General features: G+C 70.9%; 22 protein-coding genes. 14 read left to right on the top strand and 8 right to left on the bottom strand.

Features of this window, described 5'->3' with window-relative positions:
- From R8F63_19870 to R8F63_19885, 4 genes are read left to right on the top strand one after another with little or no spacing between them, the layout of a single operon-like run.
- Positions 1-936, top strand: a complete 936-nt coding sequence (locus tag R8F63_19870) for an ROK family protein (protein ID MDW3220867.1) — start codon at positions 1-3, stop codon at positions 934-936.
- Positions 933-3017, top strand: coding sequence for a polyphosphate kinase 1 (gene ppk1 / locus R8F63_19875; GenBank protein ID MDW3220868.1), 2085 nt, complete (start codon positions 933-935; stop codon positions 3015-3017). Before R8F63_19870 ends, ppk1 begins: the two co-directional genes overlap by 4 nt.
- The gene (locus R8F63_19880; GenBank protein MDW3220869.1) at positions 3010-3462 is read left to right on the top strand and encodes an NUDIX hydrolase; all 453 of its coding nucleotides are present in this window, start codon (positions 3010-3012) and stop codon (positions 3460-3462) included. Before ppk1 ends, R8F63_19880 begins: the two co-directional genes overlap by 8 nt.
- Positions 3459-5006, top strand: coding sequence for a hypothetical protein (locus R8F63_19885; protein ID MDW3220870.1), 1548 nt, complete (start codon positions 3459-3461; stop codon positions 5004-5006). Before R8F63_19880 ends, R8F63_19885 begins: the two co-directional genes overlap by 4 nt.
- On the opposite strand, the gene R8F63_19890 is transcribed toward R8F63_19885, so the two are convergent.
- Positions 5000-6211, bottom strand: a complete 1212-nt coding sequence (locus R8F63_19890; protein MDW3220871.1) for a zinc-dependent metalloprotease — start codon at positions 6209-6211, stop codon at positions 5000-5002. The genes R8F63_19885 and R8F63_19890 overlap by 7 nt on opposite strands.
- A 43-nt stretch (positions 6212-6254) precedes the next feature.
- On the opposite strand from R8F63_19890, the gene R8F63_19895 reads away from it, so the two are divergent.
- The gene (locus R8F63_19895; GenBank protein ID MDW3220872.1) at positions 6255-7310 is read left to right on the top strand and encodes an NAD-dependent epimerase/dehydratase family protein; all 1056 of its coding nucleotides are present in this window, start codon (positions 6255-6257) and stop codon (positions 7308-7310) included.
- Here R8F63_19895 and R8F63_19900 read toward each other — a convergent pair.
- Positions 7287-8414 (bottom strand): PDZ domain-containing protein, encoded by a 1128-nt coding sequence (locus tag R8F63_19900; protein ID MDW3220873.1) that lies wholly within the window; start codon positions 8412-8414, stop codon positions 7287-7289. The two genes, R8F63_19895 and R8F63_19900, sit on opposite strands and share 24 nt — an antisense overlap.
- Before the next feature lie 115 nt (positions 8415-8529).
- Here R8F63_19900 and R8F63_19905 point away from each other — a divergent pair, with 115 nt between their 5' ends.
- The 3 genes from R8F63_19905 to R8F63_19915 are packed head-to-tail and all read left to right on the top strand — an operon-like array spanning position 8530 to position 10247.
- A complete protein-coding gene (locus R8F63_19905) occupies positions 8530-9024 on the top strand; it encodes a molybdenum cofactor biosynthesis protein MoaE (GenBank protein MDW3220874.1) in 495 nt (164 codons plus the stop codon).
- Positions 9021-9230: a hypothetical protein gene (locus R8F63_19910; protein ID MDW3220875.1), complete on the top strand. Its 210-nt coding sequence runs from the start codon at positions 9021-9023 to the stop codon at positions 9228-9230. Before R8F63_19905 ends, R8F63_19910 begins: the two co-directional genes overlap by 4 nt.
- 3 nt (positions 9231-9233) lie before the next feature.
- Entirely contained in the window at positions 9234-10247 is a 1014-nt protein-coding gene (locus R8F63_19915) for a rod shape-determining protein (protein ID MDW3220876.1), read from the top strand.
- 29 nt (positions 10248-10276) lie between these two features.
- On the opposite strand, the gene R8F63_19920 is transcribed toward R8F63_19915, so the two are convergent.
- Positions 10277-10876, bottom strand: coding sequence for a HEAT repeat domain-containing protein (locus tag R8F63_19920; GenBank protein ID MDW3220877.1), 600 nt, complete (start codon positions 10874-10876; stop codon positions 10277-10279).
- Positions 10877-10974: 98 nt separating this feature from the next.
- Here R8F63_19920 and R8F63_19925 point away from each other — a divergent pair, with 98 nt between their 5' ends.
- Positions 10975-11400, top strand: coding sequence for a hypothetical protein (locus R8F63_19925; protein ID MDW3220878.1), 426 nt, complete (start codon positions 10975-10977; stop codon positions 11398-11400).
- Here R8F63_19925 and R8F63_19930 read toward each other — a convergent pair whose 3' ends face one another.
- Positions 11401-11787, bottom strand: a complete 387-nt coding sequence (locus tag R8F63_19930) for a hypothetical protein (GenBank protein MDW3220879.1) — start codon at positions 11785-11787, stop codon at positions 11401-11403. It abuts the gene before it with no gap.
- Positions 11788-11797: 10 nt separating this feature from the next.
- Here R8F63_19930 and R8F63_19935 point away from each other — a divergent pair, with 10 nt between their 5' ends.
- From R8F63_19935 to R8F63_19955, 5 genes are all read left to right on the top strand, one after another.
- Positions 11798-12922 (top strand): S16 family serine protease, encoded by a 1125-nt coding sequence (locus R8F63_19935; GenBank protein ID MDW3220880.1) that lies wholly within the window; start codon positions 11798-11800, stop codon positions 12920-12922.
- Between the two features lie 69 nt (positions 12923-12991).
- Entirely contained in the window at positions 12992-14854 is a 1863-nt protein-coding gene (locus R8F63_19940; protein MDW3220881.1) for a hypothetical protein, read from the top strand.
- A gap of 59 nt (positions 14855-14913) precedes the next feature.
- Positions 14914-17925 carry a UPF0182 family protein gene (locus tag R8F63_19945; protein MDW3220882.1) on the top strand — a complete coding sequence of 1004 codons (3012 nt, stop codon included), beginning with the start codon at positions 14914-14916 and terminating at the stop codon, positions 17923-17925.
- A gap of 83 nt (positions 17926-18008) precedes the next feature.
- Positions 18009-19547, top strand: coding sequence for an alpha-amylase family glycosyl hydrolase (locus R8F63_19950; protein ID MDW3220883.1), 1539 nt, complete (start codon positions 18009-18011; stop codon positions 19545-19547).
- A 208-nt stretch (positions 19548-19755) separates the two neighbouring features.
- Complete coding sequence (locus tag R8F63_19955) at positions 19756-20385, top strand: hypothetical protein (protein ID MDW3220884.1); 630 nt, start codon at positions 19756-19758, stop codon at positions 20383-20385.
- A gap of 1 nt (position 20386) precedes the next feature.
- Here the strand turns inward: R8F63_19955 and R8F63_19960 are convergent, their stop codons facing one another.
- The 4 genes from R8F63_19960 to R8F63_19975 form a co-directional block, all read right to left on the bottom strand.
- Complete coding sequence (locus R8F63_19960) at positions 20387-21901, bottom strand: FMN-binding glutamate synthase family protein (protein MDW3220885.1); 1515 nt, start codon at positions 21899-21901, stop codon at positions 20387-20389.
- A gap of 99 nt (positions 21902-22000) precedes the next feature.
- Positions 22001-22750, bottom strand: a complete 750-nt coding sequence (locus R8F63_19965) for a hypothetical protein (GenBank protein ID MDW3220886.1) — start codon at positions 22748-22750, stop codon at positions 22001-22003.
- Positions 22751-22801: 51 nt separating this feature from the next.
- Positions 22802-23281, bottom strand: coding sequence for a hypothetical protein (locus tag R8F63_19970; GenBank protein MDW3220887.1), 480 nt, complete (start codon positions 23279-23281; stop codon positions 22802-22804).
- 80 nt (positions 23282-23361) lie between these two features.
- Positions 23362-23877, bottom strand: coding sequence for a GNAT family N-acetyltransferase (locus tag R8F63_19975; protein MDW3220888.1), 516 nt, complete (start codon positions 23875-23877; stop codon positions 23362-23364).
- Positions 23878-23913: the final 36 nt, after the last annotated feature.

Raw genomic sequence — 23913 nt, forward strand, 5'->3', positions numbered from 1 at the left:
GTGATCTCCATCGGCGTCGATCTCGGCGGCACCAAGACCATGGCGGTCCTCGTCGAGGACGGCCGCATCATCGACGAGGCGAAGAAGTCGACGCCGCGCGTCGGCGGGCCCGACGACGTGCTGGACGCCATCGCCGCGGTCGTGGCGAAGATCGACCCGGACCATCGCGCCCCGGCGATCGGCGTCGGCGTGCCCGGCCCGGTCCGTCCCGGCACCGGCGTGCTCCCGGTGGCGAGGAACCTCCCGGGTTGGGATCACGACGTCGACGTCGCCGCGGGGCTCGCCGAGCGGTGCGAAGGCCGACGCGTCGTGGTGGACAACGACGTGAACGTCGGCACGCTCGCCGAGGCGCGGATCGGTGCCGGGGCCGGCGTCGCGGACCTGCTCGGCGTGTTCATGGGCACCGGCGTGGGCGCCGGACTGGTGCTGGACGGCCGGCTCCGGCAGGGCCCGCGTGGCGTTGCCGGCGAGCTGGGCCACGCGTACGTCGCGTTCCGGGACCTCCACGACGCGGCGGTCGGTCGCGGCGAGCTGGAAGACTATGCCGGTCGCCGGATGATGGAGGCGCGCGCCCGCGCCCACCACGACGCCGGTGAGGCGACGGCGCTGGTCGAGCTCGTGGGCGACGGACGCATGAAGTCGAGCACCTGGGCGAAGGCCCTGGAGGCCGAGGACCCCGTTGCGGCCCGGCTCGTGGACGATGCGACAGAGGCCATGGCCGCCGCACTCGCCAGCGCCGTCGCCCTCGTCGACGTGGAGCTGATCGTGCTGGGTGGCGGGATGGCCGAGCGGCTCGGTGAGCCGTTTCGGGCCGACCTGGAAGCGCGCGTCGCCGCCCGCGCCTTCGCCGGCGTGGGCGCGCCGGTGCGTTCCGCGATGCTCGGTGACACCGGCGGTGCACTGGGGGCCGCCCTGCTGGTCGAGGTCGCCGCGTGAACGAGTCGTCGCGCTCGGCTCGGGTCGGCGGCTGGGACGTCAACGACACCGACCTGCTCAACCGCGAGCTCAGTTGGCTCGCGTTCAACGCCCGGGTGTTGGCCCTGGCGGACGACCCCGACACGCCCCTGCTCGAACGCGTGGCGTTCCTCGCCATCTACGCCAGCAATCTCGACGAGTTCTTCCAGGTACGCGTCGCCGGCCTCGACGACCAGGTCGCGGGCGGGATCTCCACGCCCGGGCCGGACGGCCGCACGCCGCGCGAGCAGGTCGCGGCCATTCGTGACGTCGTCACCGAACTGGGGGCTCGGCACGAGGACGCGATCGTCGACGACATGATGCCCGCCTTGCGGGACGCCGGGATCGAACTCGTCGCCGCGGCCGACCTGACCGACGCCGAACGGGCCGAGCTGGCCGAGCACTTCCGCCAACGGATCTTCCCGATCCTCACCCCCTTGGCGGTGGACCCCGGCCATCCGTTCCCCTACATCTCCGACCTGTCGCTGAACCTCGCGGTGGTCGTGCGGGACCGGGTCGACGGCCGGTCCCTCTTCGCCCGGGTCAAGGTGCCGAACACCATCGACCGGTGGCAGAAGATCGGCGACGGGCGCTATGTCGCGCTCGAAACGGTGATCGAGGCGCATCTCGACCAGCTGTTCGAGGGCATGGAGATCATCGAGTCGCATCTGTTCCGCGTCACCCGCAACGCGGACCTCACGCTGGAGGACGCCGAGGCCGACGATCTGCTCGCCGCGGTGGAGATGGAGCTGCGTCGCCGTCGGTTCGGGCGGGCCGTGCGGCTCGAGGTCGCGGCGACGATCTCCGACGCCGTTCTCGACCTCCTGATCCGGGAGCTCGACCTCGAACCCCACGAGATCTACCCCACGGCGGCGCCGCTCGACGCGACCTCGCTGTTCGAGATCGCCGGGCTCGATCGTCCCGAGTTGAAGTGGCCGGACTGGCAGGGCGTCGTGGAGCCCGCGCTCGTCGGCGAGGACGGACCGGCGGAGTTCTTCGCGGCGATGCGCCGCGGCGATGTGTTCCTCCACCACCCGTACTCGTCGTTCGGATCATCGGTGGTCGAGTTCATCCGACAGGCCTCGCGGGACCCGCAGGTGCTGGCGATCAAGCTGACGCTCTACCGCACGTCGGGCGACAGCACGATCATCGACGCGCTGATCCGGGCGGCCGAAGGCGGCAAGCAGATCGCCGTCCTCGTGGAGCTCAAGGCGCGCTTCGACGAGGCGGCCAACATCGGCTGGGCCCGGCGGCTGGAGCAGGCCGGCGTGCACGTGGCCTACGGGATCGTCGGTCTGAAGATCCACTCGAAGATCTGCATGGTCGTGCGCCAGGAGGGCGATGGCATCCGGCGCTACTGCCACGTCGGCACGGGCAACTACAACCACCACACGGCCCGCATCTACGAGGACTTCGGGGTCCTGACCGCGGACGCCGAGGTGGGCGACGATCTCGCCGACCTCTTCAACGGACTGACCGGCTACAGCCACGCGCAACAGTTCGCCCGCCTGCTCGTCGCGCCGCACCACCTGCGCTCCGAGCTGTACCGCCTCATCGACCGGGAGATCGAGTCGGGTCGGGGGCGCATCGTCATGAAGATGAACAGCCTCGTCGACGCCGACATGATCGCGAAGCTCTACGAGGCGTCGCAGGGCGGCGTGGACATCGATCTCGTCGTGCGGGGCATCTGCTGTCTGCGTCCGGGTGTGCCGGGTCTGTCGGACCGCATCCGCGTCCGTTCCGTGGTCGGGCGCTACCTCGAGCACTCGCGGATCTATCGGTTCGGCAACGGGAACGGCCCCGGCGAGCCGTTGACCTACATCGGCAGTGCCGACCTGATGACCCGCAACCTCGACCGCCGGATCGAGGTCCTCCTGGAGCTGCGGGACGAGGCGACGCTCGCCCGGTTGCAGGAAGCGATCGACGTGAACCTCACCGACGATCGCCTCGCGTGGACCCTCGACGGGTCCGGGGTGTGGACGAGACGTCGGGGTACGGTCGGCGTCGATGCCCACGAGCGGTTCCAGCAGCTCGCGCGGGCGAGGAGTGCGGCCCATGCGTGACCTTCGGGCGAAGCTGACCGAGGTCCATCCCGACGTCGAGGTGTGGGCGGCGGGCGGCGTCGTCATCCGCGACGCCGGCGGCGAGCTCGAGGTGCTGCTGGTCCACCGCCCGGAGCAAGCGGACTGGTCGTTCCCGAAGGGGAAGCTGGACCCCGGCGAGACCCTCGGACGCACAGCCGAGCGCGAGGTCCGAGAGGAGACGGGCTACCGCTGCAACCGGCTCCAGCGCCTTCCCGAGGTGCGCTATGTCGCCAAGGGCAAGCAGAAACTGGTCGTCTACTGGACGATGGAGATCCTCGACGGCACGTTCGAACCGAACGACGAGGTCGATGCCCTCGGGTGGTTCGACCTCGTCTCGGCCGGCCGCGTGCTGACCTACGACCGTGACGTCGACCTGCTCGACGCGATCCGGCCGACCCAGGCGCACCTTAGGATGCGGGCGTGACCGACTCGGGCTGGCGCCCACTCCGGCGACCCCAGCCCGAGACGCGAGGGGCCGAAGGATTCGTCGTGACGCCCTTCGTGCGTCTCGCACGGGTCCACGCCGTCGCGGCCGCGTCCGACGGCGCCATCACCGCCGCCCTCGCCGGTTCGATCTTCTTCTCGATCAGCCCGGAGGAGTCACGCGGTCGGGTCGCGCTCGCCCTCCTGTTGACGATGGCGCCCTTCGCGGTCGTGACCCCGCTCATCGGGCCGGCGATCGACCGGGTGCGGGGCGGTCGGCGGATGATGATCCTGGCGACCCTCGTCGGCCGGGCGATCATCGCCTTCTTCATGATCCAGCACTTCGACACGTTGCTGCTGTTCCCCGAAGCGTTCGGCATCCTGGTGCTCCAGAAGGGCTATGCGGTGGCGAAGAGCGCTGTCGTGCCCCAGCTCGTGCGCAGCGAGCAGGATTTCGTCGGGGCCAACAGCCGGCTCGCGCTGCTGAGCTCGATCGCAGGCCCGTCCGGCGCGGCCGTGGCGGGGCTGTTCTCGATCCTCGGCGGGCCCGCGGTCGCCGCCGCGATCGCGATGATCGGCTTCATCGTCTCGACCGTGCTCGCGGTCCAGCTCCCGAAGGTGGTCGTGGCGGATTCGCCGTTGGAGGCGGACGAGAAAGCCGAGCTGCGTGACGCCCGCATCCTCCTCGCCGCCACCTCGATGGCGGTGATCCGCGGCGCGGTCGGCTTCGTCACGATGCTCGTCATGTTCGAGCTGCGCGGTGGCAAGGACGGCGTGGACGTGAGCACCGAGGGCGCGGCGTTCGGCGGCTCCACGGCGACCGTGCGCGACATCGACATCACCGGCGATCCCCGTGCCTCCCTGCTCGATTTCGCGCTCGTCGGCCTGTTCGCCGTCGGCGGTTCGCTCAGCGGGGCCCGCCTCGCCCCGGCCATCCGTCAGCGGATCACCGAGGAGCGGATGCTGGCCGGGGCGCTCGGCATCATCGTGGCCGCCAGCGTGTGGGCCGGGCTCACGGGCGACATCCTCGGCACCGCGCTCCTCGGGTTCTCCGTCTCGTTCGGCACCGTCACCGGCAAGCTGGCGTTCGACGCCCTGGTGCAGCGCGACGCGCCGGGGGCGAACTACGGGCGGTCCTTCGCCCGGTTCGAGGCCCGCTTCCAGCTGTTCTTCGCGATCGGCGCCTTCATCCCTGTGATGATCCGCATGCGCGTGCCGTTGGGCGCCTGGGTGGTCGCGATCGCGGCCGGCGCTGCGCTCGTGTCGTACGTCGCCGGTGGCCCGGGCCGCGGTGGCTGGCAACGGCGACGACCCGCGGTGCCCGAGTCGGCGACGCCGGAACCCGACGGGGAGGACGACACCGCGGAGCTCACCGACGAGGACCTGCAGGCGTCGCAGCCCGCACCGCCGGCGGCCGCGACGGAGCTCGCCGCCCCGGACTACTGGGACGACACGACGCCCTACGTGTCGTCGATCGACGGGGTCGAAGTCGATCCGTCACCGCCCCCGACCGACAGCCGAGACGGCGACGACGCCCGCTACTGAGCCGCGTCGGGTTCGTCGTCGTCGGGGAGGTCGATGCGGGCGAGCCAGAGCCCCGGCGCGTCGACCTCGTTGGGCGTCGGCAGGTTGCCGGGTTCGGCGAACAGGCGGTTGAGCCCGTCGGAACCGGCGCGCTCGACGATGCCGGCGACGAACGCGGTGCCCCGTTCGTACTGCGCCCGGTCGAGTTCGAGGCCGAGGATCCGTTCGACGAACCGATCGCTCGCGTCCGCCTCGACCCGGCGGCGCCGCAGCGCTTCGGTCAGCATGGCGTAGCTGCCGATGAGGGTGCCGCCGGTCTGATCCATCACATGATCCACATAGCCGGTGACGGCGGCGACGAGCGCGGTGAGCTCCGGCTGGAGCGCCTCCTGGGCCGGTGAACGAACGGCACCCAGGATCTTGTCGGGGTCCGACAGCGTCTCCTGCAGCTCGGCGAGGGCGTCCGGTCCGGCGGACAGGTCCAGCTCGTCGAGTCCGGCGCCGATACCGGCCGGATCCTGTTCGAAGCCGCCGGCATGGCGATGGAGCAGGTCCGTGAGCCGCTCGCGCACGTGGGGGACGTTGAGGACCGCGTGGTGGGCCACCTCGTGGAGGCAGACCCACAGCCGGAGATCGTCGCGATCGAGCGACCACTCGGCGCCGAAGTGGTCGACGTTGCGCAGCAGGACGAGCAGGGGAGCGTCGGGCGGACGGGGCACCGGCAGTGAGTAGCCGCCGAGCGCGCTGCGGGCGAGGTTGCCGACCATCGAGCCCGTGGTCATGCCGAGCATCATCGGGCCCATCATCTGCGAGAACCCGGCCATCATCTGCGCCATCGGGTCGGACTCGGGGACGTCGTCCGGCAGGGCCATGGTTGCGGTCATCGCCGCGGCGAGGGTCTCGAAGAGCGGGCGATAGTCATCGATCGTCTGGTCGGCCCACTGGGAGCGGTTGGCGACGGTGACCCGCAGCGCACCATGGCGAGCGACCGGGAGGTCGGTCGCATCCTGCACCCGGAGCTCGGCGACCCGGACGAGCTCCTCGAGGGCGATGCGGTCCGCCGGGTCGATGTTCGCCTCCGACTCACCGTCGTTGGCGATGGTGCGGGCGAGCTGACGAGCCGCGTCCGTGCCACCCCCCGCCTGGCCCTGGAGCATCCGCATCAGCTCACCGATGAACGGGATCCCGCCGAAGGGATCGCCGTCGGGTGGCAGATCGTCGCTCATGACGGCATCGTAGGTGTGTGCCCGCCCCGTTCCTCATCACCACATGACCCGCGTCGTCGTCACCGGCGCCGCCGGCGCGATCGGGTCCCGGGTCGTGCGTCAGCTCGCCCGCACCGACGGCATCGACGTGTTGGCGGTCGATCGCGTCGGCACGCCCGTCGCGCCGGACATCGAATCCAAGCGGGTCGATCTCGCCGCGGGGCCGCTCGCGTCGATCTTCGCCGGGGCCGATGTGATCGTGCACCTCGCGTCGGCCGCGACGCCCGGCCTCCCGGATCCGACCGCGGAGGAGCTCGACCTGGCCATCGCCCAGCGGGTCCTCGACGGGGCGGCCGAAGCCGCCGTCGGGCAGGTGGTCATCCTCTCGACCGCGATGGTCTACGGGGCGTGGGCCGCCAACCCGGTGCCGCTCACCGAGGACGCGCCGGTGCGACCGAACCCGGACCTGTCGTGGGCGGTCGCCCGCGCCGAGGTCGAGCGGCTGGCGCTCGAATGGGGAAGTGCCCGTCCCGACGCGGCGGTGGCGGTGCTCCGACCGACCGCGATCGTGACCGACGATGCCCTGGGCGGACTCGCCCGCGTCCTGCACTCCGCCCGCGTCGGTGTCGCGGCCGACGGTGACCCGCCGGTTCAATACCTCCATCTCGACGATCTGGCGGCGGCCGTGGTCGCCGCGGTCACGGGCCGCCTCGACGGCGTGGCGAACGTGGCCCCCGACGGCTGGATCCCGCCCGACAACCTCTCCGACCTCGAGGGTCCGAAGCCGCGGCTGCGGGTGCCCTCGTGGGTCGCCCGCGCGTTGGCGGCGGCCCGCTGGCGCTTCGGTGTCGCCCCGATCCCGCCCGGTGTCGTTCCCTACACGTCCCACAGCTGGGTCGTGAACAACGACCGCATGCGCGAGCTCGGTTGGTCGCCGAGCTACTCCAACGAGGAGGCGTGGGTCGTCAGCCACGAGCCCGGCCCGCTCGATCGGATGCCGGCCCGTCGGCGTCAGGAACTCGCGCTCGTCGCCTCCGTCCTCGCGATCGTCGGCGTGGTCGTCGGCGCGGTGCTGATCGTGCGCCGGCTGCGTCGCTCAGGCCGCGTGGTCGAGGACTGAGTCGAGTTCGACCACGCAGGTGATCGACTCGCCGTCGCGATCGACCTCGATCGCGACCGTGGTACCGGGTTCGTAGCTGCGCAGCGAGGCGACCATGGCTTCCATGCTGTCGACCGGATTCTGGCCGATCGCCGTGACGATGTCGCCGACCTCCACCCCACCCGATGCCGCCGGCCCGTCCTCGGTGAGGGCGGTGATGAGCGACCCCAACGGCTCTTCGGCATGGGTGCGGGCGGTGACGCCGAGCCACGGATGGTCGGCCGCGCCATCGGCGATGATGTCGTCGGCGACGGCGCGGGCGATTCGGATCGTGACGAGCGCCGCCGGCGCGGTGTCGGCCGTCGCGGTGGCGACCCCGACCAGTGACCCGGACGCGTCGTAGGCCGGACTCCCCGGCGCGATCTCACCGAGTCGCCCGTCGAGTTCGACGATGCCGACGATGGATGCGCCGTCCTTCAGGGCCGTCGCCGATGCCGGTTCGACGACGGTCTGGGTGCTCTCCGCGCCGTTCTGGAGCGCGATCGTGACGACATCGCCGGCGGCGAGGTCCGCGTCGGCGTCCGGGGCCGGTGCGCTCGGCATCGTCGTGTCGAGCCGGATCACCGCGATGTCGGTCGCCGCGTCGTGGCCGACGACGACGCCGTGGGCGGTGGTGGCGCCGAACGACACCATGACCTCGTCGGCGCCGCCGACCGCCTGCCCGCTGGTGATCACGTAGCCGTCGCGCACGGCGAGCGCGGCGCCGAGGGTCTCCGTCGAATCCGGCGCGCGGACCAGGATCATGTTCGCGGGGGCGGCGTCGAGCCCGAGCAGAGCGGCGACCGCGGTGGTCGACGGCAGCGCACCACCGGCGGGCCCGACCGACGCGAGGTCGGCGGACACCGTGACCTCGGTCGGGCCGGACTGGCTCAGCCACAACACGGCGGCGGCACCGGCCACGCCCAGGATCGAGATCCCGGCCCGGCGGCGCCGGCGGCGTCGCGCCGTCGTCACGATCTGCCGCGCCTCCATCGCTGCTTCGGCGGGGTGACGCCACACGCGGTCGGCGCGCGGGAGCGGCGGCCGTCCCGCGGGCTCCGCGCCGTCCGTCTCCCCGTCTGCCACGATCCGCGAGCGTACCGATGCGAGGCGACCTGGGGGGCGCGCCCCGCTCCCGGTCCGGCCGGCACGGGGGTCGGTGGGGTGGGCGGTGGTGATGCCGGGCATACGATTGGTCGCCGTGCTGATCCCTCCTTCCGACACCGACGATTGGCTGGGCCTGACCGAGGCCGTTCTCCCCGTCGGTGCCGCCGCCGACTGGGCGGTTCTGCCCCGCTGTGGCGCGGTGGTGCTGTTCAGCGGCACCGCGCGGGATCACGCACCGGGCCGTGAGGGCGTGGAGCAGCTCGAGTACGAGGCGTACGAGGAGCATGTCGTCCCGCGGCTCACCGAGATCGCGGCGACGATGCGCGAACAGTGGCCCACGCTCGGTCGCGTGGCGTTGCTCCACCGAGTCGGGATCGTGCCCGTCGGGGAGTCCTCCGTGGTGGTGGTGGCCTCGGCCCCCCATCGCGTCGAGGCGTTCGCCGCGGCTCGGTTCGGTATCGACACGCTCAAGGCCACCGTGCCGATCTGGAAGCGCGAGACGTGGAAGGACGGTGAGTCCTGGGGCCTCGAGGCCCAGCACATCACCGAGGTCGCAGGCGATGCCGGGAGCACCGGGGGCGCCGCGTGAACTCCGCCGCCCTCTTCCTGCTCGTCGCCGCGCTCGCCGCGGTCCTCGGATCGTTCGTGATCTACGCCGTCAATCGGGTCCGGCGGCCGAGTCCGCTGGACTTCCAGGAGCAGCTGCGGGCCATCGCTCCGTCGACGGGCAAGGGGACGGGCGAACAACCGAGCGGTATCGTTCCCCTGGACCCCGGGGCCGACGAGGAGCGCTGAACCCTGGCACGAGACCTTGCGATCGATCTGGGGACGGCCAACACGCTGGTCTACGCCCGGGGTGAGGGCATCGTCTTGAACGAGCCGTCCGTGATCGCGCTCAACAGTCGCAACGGCGAAGTGCTCGCGATGGGCCACGAGGCGTGGCAGATGATCGGCCGCACGCCGAGCTACATCGTTGCCGTCCGGCCGCTGCGCAAGGGCGCGATCACCGACTTCGACGTCACCCAGCGCATGATCCGGCTGCTGTTGCAGCGGGTCGGCGTGTCGCGGCTCAACCGGCCCCGCGTCGTCATCTGCGTGCCCTCCGCCATCACCGCCGTCGAGCGTCGGGCCGTGACCGAGGCCGCCAAGCGCGCCGGTGCCGCCGATGCCCGGCTCATCGAGCAGCCGGTCGCCGCCGCCATCGGTGCCGACCTGCCGATCAACGAGCCCATCGGCAACATGGTGATCGACATCGGTGGTGGCACCACCGAGACCGCCCTCATCTCCCTCGGCGGCGTCGTGGCGCTCGAGGCGGTGCGGGTCGGCTCGTTCGACATCGACAACGCGATCCAGGGTTACGTCCGCCGGGAGTACGGCATCGCGGTCGGTGAGCGCACCGCCGAGGAGATCAAGATCGTGCTGGGCTCCGCCGACCCCACCGAGGACGAGGTCAACGCGGAAGTGCGGGGCCGCGAGCTGATGAGTGGGTTGCCGAAGACCGTCATCCTCACGCCGGGCGAGATCCGGGAGGCCATCGACGAACCGGTCACCGCGATGGTCGATTCCGTCCTCTCCTGCCTGGCGCAGGCACCCCCGGAGCTCGCCCAGGACCTCATCGTGCAGGGCATCCACCTCGTCGGTGGCGGCGGCATGCTCAAGGGAATGGACAGCCGTCTCTCCCGCGAGGCCGAGGTGCAGGTCCGCCTGGTCGACGCGCCGCTCGAGGCCGTCGCCTACGGCGCCGGTCGGGTCATCGAGCACTACGAGTCCGTGCAGGCGATGTTCATGGAGGGCGGCAGCTCCCGCCGCTGATCGACGCGGGGATCACTCCCCGCGTGCACTCAGTCCAGGGGCCCGAGCAACTCGTCCACCGCGTCGCGGACCTGACGATCGCGGTCCTCGCGGGCCCGGGCGAACGCGGCGTCGACCTCCGGACCCTCGAACGGCGCCAGGCACAGGACCGCGCGTCGGCGTACCGCCGGCTTGTCCCGGGTCGCGGTCAGGATCGCCTCGAGGCCGCGTACGTCGCCGATGGCGCCGAGGGCCGCCACCGCGGCTTCGCGCACGAGCGGGTCGTCGTGGTCCGTCGCCACGGTGGCCAGGGCGGTGATCGTGGCTTCGTCCGGACCGGGGCGTTCGCCGAGGGCCCACGCCGCGGCTTCGACCACCATCGGCTCGGTGTCGTCGAGCAGGGCGCGCACGGGCGGCCCGTCGCGACGGGCCGCGAGCTCCAGCGCGGCGATGCGGACGCCCGGATCCGGATCCGCGAGGGCGGCGCCGAGCACCGACTCGCGCAGATCGCCCAGCCGGTCGAGGGACCGCATCGCGGCGATGCGCACCCGCGGATCGGCGTCGTCCCAGGCGGCTTCGGCCGTGGCGCGATCGCCGGTGTGGCCGGCAACGGCGGCACGGCGGCGGCGGTCGCGGGCGTCGTCGTTCACGGCCCGACCCTAGCGACGGCCATGGGCCGAAAGCCTCAAGCGGACCGGGGGTTCTGCCGACGGGAGGAATCGGCACCCATCCGTCGAAGGAGTCGACCATGAGCCACATCGTCATCCACGAGGACACGCACAACGTCACGCAGTACGCACCGTTCGACGACGTCCAGTCGGCCGCGGCCTACCTGGAAGAGCTCCACAACGCCGACGGCCCGACCAACGCCCGCCTCTTCGCGCTCGAAGAGGTGCAGTTCGCCGTCCGTTCCTACGTGAAGGTCGAGATCGACGCCGCCGGTCCCATTTCCGAGGTCGACCCGGCTCCGGTGTTCACCGATGCGCCGGCCGAGCCCGTGGTGACCGCCGAGACCGGCGAGCGGGCCGAGGACGACGACTGGGACGACGACGCCGACACCGTCGAGTACGTGGAGGCTGCGATGGCTCCGGTCGATGCGTACGCGCCGCCCCCGGTCGATGATCTCGACGAGGCCGCGCCGGGTGAGGTGCGACGCGGGCTCTTCGGACGCTGATCAGCCGATCGCCTGCTCCAGCAGGAATCCCAGGGCGAGGAAGAACAGACCCACCACGGTCGCCAGCAGCACGCCCAGCGTGATGATGATCACCGCGAGCACGATGATGGCGCGGACCCGCTCCCACATCCGGACGTAGGCCTTCTTGCCGACCACCGGTTGGTCGACCCGCTTGCGAACCAGACCGATGGCGCGCAGGGAGTCCATGACGATGGAGTTCTCGTCGTCCACCGGGGCCGTGCGCAGCACATCGATGCGAGTCACCCGGCGTGCGGTGCCGGTAACGCGCACGACCGTGGCAGGCTGAAGCGCCGCCGGCGGCCGCCGGCCGAAGACGATGAATCCCGCCCCGAGGACGAGCACGGACACGATGACAGAGGTGAACACGCCGTCGCCGATGCTACCGCCGCCAGATGCCCCGGACGCGCGCGCCGACCGGCGCCGACCACGCTGGCTCACCCGGTCGGGCACCGCGGTGCTGGTCCTCGTCTGTCTGGTCGCGCTCTCGTTCGTGGTGCCGGCGCAATGGCTCGGCCGCGTGGTCCCCGGTCACGCGATGATCGACGATCCGACGGTCGCCCAGAAGCCGGGTTCGGCCCGTGCCACCAACGCCCGCGTCGAGATCAGTGCCGCCGATGTCGACGATCCGGACGGGGCGATCCTCTTCACCACGGTCGCGCTCGACAGCACGATCACCGTGTTCGACTGGTTGCGAAGTGAGTTCGACGACGACATCGTTCTGCGCCCTCGGGTCGAGGTGCTCGGGACCCGCAGCATCGAGGAGAACCGCGAGCGCAACCTCGAGATGATGCGGGTCTCCAAGGACGGCGCGGTCGTCACCGCCCTCGAGTATCTCGGTTTCGACGTCATCGACGAGACCGGTGTCGCCTTCGAATCCGTCATCGACGACGGACCGGCCCACGAGATCCTCGAACCGGGCGACGTGATCGTCGCGATCGACGGGGACCCGGTCACCAGCGTCACGTCGCTGCTCGACATACTCGCCACGAAGGTGCCGGGCGACGTGGGCGTCATCACCGTCGACAACATCGACACCGGCGAGATCCGTGATGCCGAGCTCACCTGGGGGGAGAACCCCGAACGGGAGGGCGCCTTCATCGGCATCGCCAATGTGGTCCCCCGCCAGGAGGAGCTGCCGCTTCCCTTCGACGTGTCGATCGACTCGGGGAACATCGGTGGCCCCTCGGCGGGACTGGCCTTCACGCTGACGATCATCGATCTCCTCACGGAGGGGGACCTCACCGGCGGGCAGAACGTGGCGGTGACCGGCACGATCGAACCGGGCGGCAACGTCGGCAACGTCGGCGGCGTCGGGCAGAAGGCAGCCGCCGCCCACGAGGCCGGAGCGGTGGCGTTCGTCGTGCCCGTCGAGTCCGTGGAGATCGCCGAGGAGCACGCGCGCGACATGCCGATCATCGGCGTCGAAACCCTGGAGGAGGCGCTGGATGCCCTCGCCTCGCTCGGTGGTGACACGACCGATCTCACGCTCGTCTCGGGCTGAGCAGGCCTCCCCGGCCCGACGCGGCGGGGGATACCCACCTCCGGTCTCCGGCATCCCTACGATCAGGGTGTGAATTCGGCCGACGACATCGACCCCACGCGCCTCGAGAGTGCCTCCTTCGAGATGGTGCGGCGGGGCTTCGACCCCTCCGAGGTCCGCGCCGAGATGCAGCGCGCCGCCCAGGAGATCCGCCGTCTGCGCCTGGAGCGCGACGAGCTCTCGGGCCGTCTCGCGGAGTACGACGGGGTGTCGGCCGAACAACTCGAGGCGCATCGGGTCGCGGAGGCGCTCGGGGCGGAGGCGACGCAGGTGATCGAGGCGGCGCATCTCGCCGCGAGGGAGCGGGCCGAACGGGCCGAACGCGAAGCTGACGCCGTCCGCGAGGAAGCGCTCGCCGCGGCCGAGGCCACCCGAGCCGAGGCCCAGGCTGCTCGCGACGAGCTGCTCGCGGAGGCCCAGAAGGAGTCGGAGACCATCGTCAACGAGGGTCGCGAGCGCGGCCGGGAGATGGTCGCCGAGGCGCAGGCGGTCCGCGAGCGGATGCTCAAGGACCTCGCCCGCAAGCGACAGACCGGACGGGCCCAGGTCGAGCAGCTCCGAGCCGGGCGTGACCGGCTCATGGAATCGCTGTCCATCGCCCAGGCGAGCCTCGACACCGCCGTGACCGATCTGATCGCGTCGGTGCCCGAGGCCAGATCGTCGGCCGAACGCGCCGGCCTGCGGGTGACATCGGAGCCGACCCCCACGGTCGACGAGCTCGAGGGTGAGATCGAGGCGGCTCGCCTCGTCGGGCATCCGCTCGTCGACGACGTCGTGGATCCCGGACCGATCGACGAGGCGTTCATCACCGGCGAGGTCGAGGCCCTGACCCATCTCGACGTGCTCGACGACCCGGTACTCGACAACCCGGTACTCGACAACCCGGTACTCGACAATGATGTGCTCGACGACGTGCTCGAGGGCGATGTCCCTGACGACGATGGGGACGCAACCGAACCCGACGACGCGGTGCCGGAGCCCGATTCCGGCGCGGAGGACAGTGCGCCCCCCGAAGACAGTGCGCCCCCCGAAGACCGTGCCCCCCACGAAGACAGTGCCGAGCTGTACGACGTGGAGGCCGAAGAGCCCGTCCCGGAGCCGGAGCCCGAGCCCGAGGAACCGGCGGCCGACGTGGACGACGTGTTCGCGAAGCTGCGTTCCGCCCACGAGGCCGACGACGAACCGGAGCCCCCCGAGGCCGAGGCCTCGGCCGAATCCGAACCCGAGCCCGAACCCGAGCCGGACTCGGAGCCCGAACCCGAGCCGGACGCCGACACGGAGGGTCTCGACGTCGCCCGGGCCGGTGCTCGCAAGCGGGCGGCCGACGCGGCAGCCAAAGCCATGAAGAAGGTGCTGGTCGAGGAGCAGGGCACCCTGCTCGACGGAATCCGCCGTAGCGGGGCCGACGCCCTGAGTCTCGTGATCGACGACGATGCGAGCCATCGTGCCGACTACGAGAAGGCGGCGGCGCCGGCGCTCAAGGAGTTGGCTTCCGAGCTCGGCGGATCGAAACGGGCGAAGCTCACCGCGGCCTACGACCAGATCGACGCGATCGCCCTCGCGCCCGTGCGCCAGCGGCTCCGCGATGTCGCCGACCGGGTCGACGACGACGACGAACTCTCGGACACCGTGCGGGCGCTCTACCGCGAGTCCCGGGGTCGGCGCCTGAACGAAGCGGCGGCGGCCGCCGCCGTGGCCGTCGACGGACTCGTGGTGATCGCCACGGCGTCGGGACCGGTCCAATGGCGGGTGGAGTCCGGAGGGCCCTGCGGGCCGGACTGTGCGGACAACGAACTGGCGGGGGAGCTCGCGGCGGGCAAGCAGTTCCCCACCGGCGACGCCCACCCGCCGGCCCATCCCGCCTGTACGTGTTGGCTCGCGCCGGTCGACTGACCACACGGATCGGCGGCGCCGAGTCCGCCACGCGCTGAGCGGCCGATAGCCTGCACCCGATGCGCGCTGCTGATGATCTGCCCCGTCGCGAGCCTGGAGCCGGGAGCGGTCGCGGGCGAGTGATCGCCGTCGTCGCCGTGATCGTCCTGATCGTCCTGGCGACGTCGCTCTCGGGCCTCGCCGGCTTCTACACCGACTATCTGTGGTTCGAGTCGCTGGGCCAGTCGGCCGTCTGGCGGCGGGTGCTCGGCGCCAAGGTCGTCCTCACGCTGATCTTCGGCGGCATCTTCTTTGTGTTCATGTGGCTGAACCTCTTCCTCACGGACCGCGCCGCGCCGACCTTCCGCCCGGCCGGGCCCGAGGAGGAGCTGCTCGCCCGCTACCACGATGTGGTCGCCGGTCGGAAGGGACTCGTCCGCACGGGCGTGTCGTTGCTGTTCGCCCTGATCGCCGCCGCCGGCGTGTCGTCGGAGTGGGAGACCTGGCTGCTCTTCACCAACCGGCAGGACTTCGGCATCGAGGACCCGCAGTTCGGCCAGGACATCGGTTTCTACGTGTTCCAGCTCCCGTTCCTCACCTTCGTGGTGAGTTGGGCGTTCGCCGCGTTCGTGATCATCTTCATCCTGACCGCGGTGAGTCACTATCTGAACGGCTCGATCCGGATCACCGCGGTCGCCGGGAGCCGGGCGACGCCGAACGTGAAGGTCCACCTCTCGGCGATCCTCGCCGTGCTCGCCCTGATCAAGGCCGCCGACTACTGGTTGGACCGCTATCAGCTCACCCTGTCCGACCGCGGCGTCGTGGACGGTGCGCTCTACACGGACGTCAACGCCCAGCTTCCCGCGATCTACCTGCTGATCGCGATCTCCCTGTCCGCCGTGGTCCTGCTGGTCATCAACCTCCGCCTCCGGGGCTGGACGATGCCCGTGCTGGCCGTCGGGTTGTGGGCGTTCACCGCGATCGTCGTCGGCGGGATCTATCCCGCCTTCGTGCAGCGCTTCCAGGTCGAGCCGAACGAGACCACCCGCGAGGCCGAGTTCGTGGCCCGCAACATCGAGGCGACGAACTTCGCCTTCGGTCTGGACACCATCCAGCCCGTGGACTTCACCTACACCGAGGAGCTGACGGCCGAGCAGTTGCGCGAGCACGGTGACGCAGTCGCCAACGCGCGGCTGCTGGATCCCGTCGCCGTGCACCCGACGTTCGAGCGCGAGCAGGCCGAGCGGGAGTTCTACCGCTTCGTCGGCGAGGAGCTGTTCGATCCGGGTCGTCGCGCCGGCGCGGATCCCCAGCTCTACCTCGACACCGACCGCTACGAGATCGACGGCGAGCTCCGTCAGGTCGTCGTCGGCGCCCGCGAGCTCGACCTCGGCGGGGGGTTGAGCTGGGAGCGCCAGCACGTGCGGCTGACCCACGGTTACGGCATCGCGATGGCGACCGCCGACTCGACCACGAGCTCCGGATCCCCGGACTTCGTGGTGGCCGGTCTCCCCACGACGTCCGACGAGTCGATCGACATCGAGATCGAGAACCCGCAGATCTACCACGGTGAGGATCTCGGCGGCTACGCCCTCGTCGCCACGACGGTCGACGAGATCGACTATGTCGACTCGGTCACCGGCACCGACGTGCCCTACCTCTACACCGGCACCGGCGGCGTCGAGATGAGTTCGTTCCTCCGCAAGGCGGCGTTCGCACTCCGCTTCCGCGAGATCGACCCGCTCATCTCCAACTTCGTGGATGACGGCACCCGCATCATCTACAACCGCGACGTCCACAACCGGGTGGAGGCGCTCGCCCCCTTCCTCGACTTCGATGCCGATGCGTATCCGGTGCTCGTCGACGGCCGCATCTTCTACGTCATCGACGGCTACACCACGTCGGACCGCTTCCCCTACAGCGAGAGCAGCGACAACGGACGTCTCCGTGACGGCGGACTCGCCGGTGCGGACTTCAACTATGTCCGCAACTCCGTGAAGGCCGTGGTCGACGCCTACGACGGCACCGTCTCGTTCTACGTCATGCCGATCGACGATCCGATCATCCGGGCGTGGCAGGGCGCGTTCCCGAATCTGTTCTCCGATTTCGAGGAGATGCCCGAGGCGCTGCGCGACCACCTGCGCTACCCACAGGACCTGTTCCGGGTCCAGACCAACATGTACGCCCGGTACCAGGTCAACGATCCCGAGGCGCTCATCATCGGCACCGAGGCGTGGGCGGTCTCGCAGGACCCGGGCCGTTCGGTGCGCGCCGGCGGCACGGCCGAGACGAGCGTCGACGATCTCGGGGTGGAGACCACCCGCGAGCAGCGCGTCAACCCCTACTACACCCTGATGCAGCTTCCCGGGGAGGAGGAGGACTCGTTCGTCACGCTGCGCACGTTCGTGCCGTCGTCCGACGACGACACCCGCAAGGAGCTCGAAGCCTTCATCGTGGGCGAGACGACCGCCGATGGACGGTCGCGCCTCGTCAGCTACGAGATGAATTCCGCGTCCGTGCCCGGTCCGGTCCTGGTGGCCACCAGCATCGGCCAGAACGACGAGATCTCCGCGCTCCTGACGCTGCTCGACGCCAACGGGTCGGCCGTCGAGTTCAGCGACGTCCTGCTCATCCCGATCGACGATGCCATCCTCTGGGTGCGGTCGCTCTACGTCGCAGCCGAGGGCACCAGCGTGCCGACGCTCGAGAGCGTCATCGTGTCGGTGGGTGAGGGCGAGCAGCTCGCGATCGGCAAAACGTTCCGGGAAGCGCTCGAGAACCTCTTCCCGGGCGAGCAGTTCGACGATCTCGTCGCCGTCCCGGCCGGGGGTGAGCTGGCTCCGATCATCGATCCGCCCCCGACCAACGGTGACGGCGATCCGCCGCCCGACGACGGCCTGCCGGACACGGAGGCCGAGCTGCTGATCGAGATCGACAGGGAGTTCCGTGCCGCGGACGAGGCGCTCGCCGAGGACCCGCCGGACCGCGTCGCCTGGGCCGAGGCGCAGGATCGCATCGCCGAACTGCTCGACCACTTCCGTTCGCTGAACGAGCCGCCCGAGCCGGTCGATCCCGGCGAGGTCGACAGCTGACCGATCGGCTCGGCCTGCTCCGCCGTCTCTACGGCGCGTCGGCCGACGGCCTGGCCCGTGAGATCGACGTCCGCATCGCCGGCGTGGAGCGGCCGGCCCGGGACCGGGCGCGCTGGACCGAGCACGATGCCTGGCTGATCGCTTACCCCGATCACTTCGGGGCCGGCGGTGTCCGCGCGGTCGCCGAGGTGGTGGACCGGTTGGCGCCGACCCTCAACGGCGTCCACATCCTGCCCTTCCATCCGTCCTCGGGCGACGGCGGTTTCAGCGTGGAGGACTACGCCGTCATCGACCGGGCGTTCGGGGAGTGGCGCGACCTCGCCGATCTCGGCGCCCGGCACCGGCTGATGGTGGATGCGGTGATCAACCACGTCTCGTGCCGTAGTGAGTGGTTCCGGGCCTGGCTCGCCGGGGAGCCGGCCGTCGACGGGTTCTTCCGCGTGGTGCCGGCGGCCTCCGATCTCGGCGCCGTCGTTCGGCCTCGCGCCGGCGCGCCGGTTGCCTCTTTCGAGCGAGGGGGTACGGCGGTCGATGTGTGGGCGACCTTCAGCGCCGACCAGGTCGACCTCGACTATCGCAGCCCGGCGGTCCTGCTGGCGGTCGTCGACGTCCTGCTGCGTTATGTCGTCGCGGGCGCCGACGCCATCCGGCTCGACGCGATCGCCTACCTCTGGAAGGACCCGGCCCGGCCGTCGATCCACGAACGCGAGACCCACGCCCTCGTCGCGGTGATCCGCAGCATCCTCGACGACATCGACCCGTCGCTCGTGTTGATCACGGAGACGAACGTTCCCCATGCCGACAACGTGTCCTACTTCGGCTCGGCCGCGGAGCCGGAGGCCGACGCGGTCTACCAGTTCACGCTGGCTCCGGTGGTGCTGCATGCCGCCCTCACCGGCGATGTCGCCCCCCTGCGGTCGTGGGCGGCAGAACTCGAGCGCCCGGCCGGCGCGACCTTCGTGAACTTCCTGGCGAGCCATGACGGCGTCGGCGTGCGCCCCGCCCGTGGGTGGCTCGACGACGACCAGATCGAGGCGCTCGCCCGGAGCTGTCGCGCCGTTGGTGGCGTGGTCAACGAGGCGGAGTCCGGCAGTGGTCCCGAGCCCTACGAGCTCGCGGCGACCTGGCGAGCGCTGTGCGGGCACGGGGTGGACGACACGACGGCGCGGGCCCGGGTCGTGGCGACCCATGCGGTGATGTTCGCCCTCGCCGGCGTGCCGCTCGTCTACGCCCCATCGCTCGCGGGCTCGCCGAACGACACGGCTCGCTACGCCTCCTCCGGCCACGGGCGGGATCTCAACCGGGGCCGGTTCGCCTCACCGGCGGACTTCCTCGGTGAGGTGTCGTCGTTCGGGTCACCCCTCGTCGCCATGCTCGACCGGCGACGGTCCTGCCCCGCGTTTCATCCCGACGCGGACCAGACGATCCATCCGCGAAGCGACGCCGCGATCGTGATCGAGCGTCGGGCCGGATCGTCTCGAGCGCTGGTGGCGGTGAACTTCGGGCCGCAGGCCGCGACGGTGGAGATCGGCGATGGGTGGTGTGATTCCGCCGGTGTGGTCCTCGACTCCACCGTCTCCGTGGATCCGCTCGCGGTCGTGTGGCTTGTGTCCGATTCCTGACGGAACCGACGTCCGGTCGCTGACGGACGCTTGTGTTCGATCTCGACACAATGGGAATCAGTTCTTGGGCGGCGGTCCGAGAACTCCGGTGTGGGGCGCGGCGGCCCCCACCGGAACCCTCGTGGCTCGGGTCTCTCCCTTCGGGAGGGGCCCGAAGTCGCGTCGGGGCGTACTACCGTTGGGCATCCATTCGCCCGGAGGTCCCCCCATGGTCGTGTCCACTCGTGCCCGTCTCGCCGTGCTGTTCGCCGTACTCGCCCTCGTCGCCGCTGCGTGCGGCGACGACGGCGGCGGCGGCGGCGACGATCAGGCCGGGGGAGACGACGGTGTCGTCACCGATGAGACCACGACGACATCGACGACCACCACCGTGCCGGGGACGACCCAGCCGATCCCGGACGACGGCACCGCGCTCGTCGACCTGCAGGTCTCGGTCGTCGAGTTCGGCGACGAGGGCTTCGTCACCATCGTGAACCAGGGCGACGAGGACGTCGATCTCAACGGCATCAACCTCTGCCAGTTCCCCAACTATCAGGATCTCGGCACGATCGTCGACGGCGCCACGCTCGCGGCGGGAGCGTCCATCGACATCGCCGCCGAACACTGGGGCGGCCTCGACGCCGCGAGCGGCGAAGCCGCGCTGTACGAGGGCTCGAACTTCGGGTCGCCGGACGGCATGCTGTCCTACGTGCAGTGGGGCGAGGGTGGCCACGAGCGGGCCTCCGTCGCCGCCGACGCCGGTCTCTGGCCTTCGGCCGACGCCTTCGTCACACCGGATCCGGCCTTCAACAACATCGAATCGGGTGGCTTCGCGGCCGATCCCGAGTCCTGGAGCTGAGTCAGGCCGCCAGCGTCGCGGCGAGACGCTCGCGGCGTTCGTCGTCGAACCAGCGTGGGTCGACGGGGAGGGCGTCGGCCCCGCTGATCATCCTGCCCTCGGCGTTGCGCAACGCGATCTGGTCCAGCCGGATGAGGCTCGGATGCTCGACGCCCATGGCGTGGGACAGCGCCAGCAGGTCGTGGCGTAGGGCGCGGATGTAGCCGGCGGTCCGGTTGGCCTTGTCCGTGGGATCGAGGCCGCGGACGAGGCGGCGCTGCTGGGTGGCGACCCCGGTGGGGCAGTGGCCGGTGTGGCACTTCTGCGCCTGGATGCAGCCCACCGCCAGCATCGCCTCGCGGCCGACGGCGATCAGGTCGACGCCCATCGCCAGGGCGATCGCCGCGTCGGGAACGAAGCCCAGCTTCCCCGCGCCGACGAACACGACGTCGTGGTGCAGTCCTCGCTCGGCGAACGCGTCGAAGACCACCGGGAAGCCGTCGCGGAAGGGCAGGGCGACATGGTCGGAGAACACCAGCGGCGCTGCACCGGTGCCGCCCTCGCCGCCGTCGACGGCGACGAAGTCCGGGCCCCGCCCGTCGCGGGCCATCATGTCGGCGAGGTCCGTCCAGAAGCCGGGATCGCCGACGGCGGACTTGATGCCGACCGGGAGGCCGGTGGCATCGGCGATCGTCTCCACGAAGTCCACGAGGCCGGCGATGTCGCCGAACGAGGCGTGGCGGCTGGGGCTGCGGACGGTCACCCCGACCGGCACGCCGCGCGCCGCGCTGATCTCCCGCGACACCTTCTCGGCGGGGAGCACACCGCCGAGCCCCGGCTTGGCGCCCTGACTGAGTTTGATCTCGATGGCTCGCACCGGTGTGTCCACGATCGATTCGAGCAGCGCGTCCATCGAGAATCGTCCGTCGCCGTCGCGGGCGCCGAAGAGCCCGGTGCCGATCTGGAACACGAGGTCGCCGCCCTTGCGGTGATGGTCGCTGATGCCGCCCTCGCCCGTGTTGTGCGTGCAGCCCGCCAGTGCGGCTCCCCGGTTCAGCGCCTCGATCGCCGGGCCGCTGAGGGAGCCGAAACTCATCCCCGAGATGTTCACGATCGATGCCGGCCGGAACGCGCCCGCCCGACCGGTGCGGGCGCCGATCACCTTGGCGCCGGGAAGCGGGTCGGGCGAGGCATCGAGCGGTCGGTCCGCCGCCACGATCGGGAAGGCGCTGTGGCGGAAGGTCGGGTAGCCGACCGCCTCGGTGCGATTGTCCGTCCCGAAGCCGAAGTAGGGGTTCTCACCCTTGGCCGAGGAGTAGACCCAGCGGCGTTGATCGCGGCTGAACGGACGTTCCTCGTCGTTGTCGGTGACGATGTACTGCCGGAGTTCGGGCCCGACCCGCTCGAGCAGGTAGCGAAGGTGGCCGACGATCGGGAAGTTCCGCAGGATCGCGTGCTTCTTCTGGGTCACGTCGTACAGGGCGAGCAACACCAGCGCGCCACCGACGATCACCAGAACCCAGAGCCACCACGGCATGCCCCGACCGTAGTGGTGCCCGCACGCGTCGGACGGGCACCACGACCGAGGCCGTGATGCCCGTCCGGTCGGACCGGGGGAGCGGTCCGGGGCAGTTGCTCAGGCGACGGCGCTCAACGCATCCCGCAGGGCGGCCGCGGCGGCCTTGGCGTCGTCGCTGGCGGCCTCGAGTTCGGCGTGGGTCGTGCGCAGGTCGCTGCGAGCAGCGTCGAGGACCGGGCCGCCGACCCCGTCGTTGAAGCTCTGCGGCGTGACCGCGAGGACCGCGTCGGCGACCCCGTCGTTCGCCGCGTTGGCCGCGTCGAGGTGGATGAGGGACTGGTCGCGGAGGGCCTGGGCCTCGCTGATGTCGACGCCGGCCGCTTCGGCCCGCTCGAGGGCTTCGTCCAGCTGGTCGATCACGTCACTGCCGGCCCGCACGGCCGCCTGGGACCGGTCGGCACCCACCGTCAGATGGGTCTGGGGCAGGACGACGAGATACACGCGGTAGCCCGGGGCGACCGTGGCACAGAGGCGAATCACGGCCTGTGGTTCGTCCGCGGCCTCGACCTGGTTCTGCAGCACGGTCAGGCCGGTCTGCGTCGAGTCGATGATGCCGTCGATGGCGAGTTCGTGGGCCGGGGTGAGGGCCACGACGTGCTCGACGCGGGCCTGTGCCCTCGCGAGATCGTCGAGGCGCTTGTCGATCGCCTCGTGGCAGGCCCTCTTGAGGTCCGGCAGCGAGTGCTCTGCGGACTCGGCGTCGGCTTCCGGTTCGACGTCGTCCTGGGCCATCGCCGGATTGGCGAGACCGAGGGTCAGACAACCGACGAGCAGAGCGCCGGCGAGGGTGGGGAATCGGGACTTCATGGTTTTCTCCTGTGTTTGGGAAGGGGTGGGCGGGGACCGGGGGGCGACACCTCAGCCGGACGCCTGGGCCTCGGCGTCGGCAGCGAGGTCGGATCCGACGCCGTCGATCTCGTCGTCGAGCCCGGCGAGCAGATCGTCGAGGGCGTCGAGCGCGTCCTGGGCCGCGGTGACGGCGGCATCGTCGACCGGATCGACTGGAGGCACGGTGGTCGTGGGCACGGTGGTCGACGGCACGGTGGTCGTGGGCACGGTGGTCGACGGCACGGTGGTCGTGGGCACGGTGGTCGTGGGCACGGTGGTCGTGGGCATGGTGGTCGTGGGCACGGAGCTCGCGGGCGCGGTGGTCGACGGCACGGTCGTCGACGGCGGGACCGTCGAGGTCGTGGCGTCGACGGGCTGCTCCTCGATCTCGGCGGTGATCGCGGCCGTCGGGTCCGGCGTCGTGTCCGCCTCGTCGGCGGACGGGCCGCAGGCCGTCAGGGTGAGGGCGGCGAGGGCGAGGGCGGTGGCGGGGAGGTGGCGGGAGAACATGTTCCCGACAGTGGGCCCGCCGTGCGTGCAGCCGACGAGGAAGCTGTGAGGAAGCTGTGAGGGCGGCTCTTACCCGTCGCTTACCGAAGGCGCTGGATTTCCCACAACAGCTGCGATTCGCCGTGGATCAGGCGCGCCTCGACCTGGCGGAAGCCGAGCTTGTTCAGGACGCGGGCGCTGGCGGTGTTCTCGGGGTCGGTGATGGCGTGGATCAGGTCGCCGGTGTAGCGCTCCCATGCGTCCGCCAGGATCACGTGGCCCGCCTCGGTGGCGAGTCCCTTGCCCCAGTGCCGCTTCGACAGCGTGAAGCCGAACTCGACCGGCGCGCCGTCGACATCGAACAGGTGCTGGAGACCGGCCTCGCCGATCAGTCCGCCGGTCTCGGCATCGCGGATCGCCCACAGGCCCCAGCCCTCGGCCTTCCAGCAACGTTCGGCGGCCGCGAGGGCGGACTTGGTCTGATCACGGGTGCGCACGCCGCCGTCGACGTAGGCCATGACGTCCTCGTCGCCGTAGAGCGCCCCGACCTCGTCGAGGTCGTTGGCACTGAGCGGCAGGAGAATCGTCCGTTCGGTTCGCAGCGGTGATGCGCTCACCCCCCGATCGTGTCACTCTGGAGCGCGAAAGGGGAG

The sequence above is a fragment of the Acidimicrobiales bacterium genome (assembly GCA_033344915.1).
GTDB lineage: Bacteria > Actinomycetota > Acidimicrobiia > Acidimicrobiales > Aldehydirespiratoraceae > JAJRXC01.

Coding starts and splice junctions, on each gene's coding strand:
- R8F63_19880 (MDW3220869.1), top strand. CDS start 3,010: ATGCGTGACCTTCGGGCGAAGCTGACCGAGGTCCATCCCGACGTCGAG.
- R8F63_19925 (MDW3220878.1), top strand. CDS start 10,975: ATGAGCCACATCGTCATCCACGAGGACACGCACAACGTCACGCAGTAC.
- R8F63_19960 (MDW3220885.1), bottom strand. CDS start 21,901: ATGCCGTGGTGGCTCTGGGTTCTGGTGATCGTCGGTGGCGCGCTGGTG.
- R8F63_19895 (MDW3220872.1), top strand. CDS start 6,255: ATGACCCGCGTCGTCGTCACCGGCGCCGCCGGCGCGATCGGGTCCCGG.
- R8F63_19945 (MDW3220882.1), top strand. CDS start 14,914: ATGCGCGCTGCTGATGATCTGCCCCGTCGCGAGCCTGGAGCCGGGAGC.
- R8F63_19955 (MDW3220884.1), top strand. CDS start 19,756: ATGGTCGTGTCCACTCGTGCCCGTCTCGCCGTGCTGTTCGCCGTACTC.
- R8F63_19965 (MDW3220886.1), bottom strand. CDS start 22,750: ATGAAGTCCCGATTCCCCACCCTCGCCGGCGCTCTGCTCGTCGGTTGT.
- R8F63_19970 (MDW3220887.1), bottom strand. CDS start 23,281: ATGTTCTCCCGCCACCTCCCCGCCACCGCCCTCGCCCTCGCCGCCCTC.
- R8F63_19890 (MDW3220871.1), bottom strand. CDS start 6,211: ATGAGCGACGATCTGCCACCCGACGGCGATCCCTTCGGCGGGATCCCG.
- R8F63_19935 (MDW3220880.1), top strand. CDS start 11,798: ATGCTACCGCCGCCAGATGCCCCGGACGCGCGCGCCGACCGGCGCCGA.